General features: G+C 64.1%; 1 protein-coding gene. It reads right to left on the reverse strand.

Features of this window, described 5'->3' with window-relative positions; genetic code table 11:
* Positions 1 to 70: 70 nt before the first annotated feature.
* Positions 71 to 359, reverse strand: a 289-nt coding sequence (locus tag EN874_RS32535) for a uracil-DNA glycosylase family protein (protein ID WP_281061463.1), incomplete at its 5' end; no start/stop codon positions are given.

Genomic DNA, 359 nt, shown 5'->3' on the forward strand with positions numbered 1-359 from the left:
GGGAGGAGTTCAATTACCTGGGAGGTTATGCTCCCCCTTCTCCCCTTGTGAGGGGAGAAGGGAAGGGCAATCACGCCAACCCCCTCAGCTTCGCCTTCACCTCGAGGAAGTCCCGCCACGCCAGCTTCTTGTGCGCCGGCGTCCGCAGCAGATAGGCCGGGTGCAGTGTCGGCATGGCAGGAATGGCGGTTCCCGATGCGGTCGTGTGGACGCGCCAGTTGCCGCGCAGCCTGAGGATGCCCTCGGTGGTGTTGAGCAGGGTCTTGGCCGACGGTCCGCCGAGATTGACCAGCACCTGCGGATTGACCAGCTCGATCTGCCTTTCGATGAACGGCCGGCAGATCTCGGTTTCGTGCGGC

The organism is Mesorhizobium sp. M1D.F.Ca.ET.231.01.1.1, assembly GCF_003999155.2.
Lineage (GTDB): Bacteria > Pseudomonadota > Alphaproteobacteria > Rhizobiales > Rhizobiaceae > Mesorhizobium.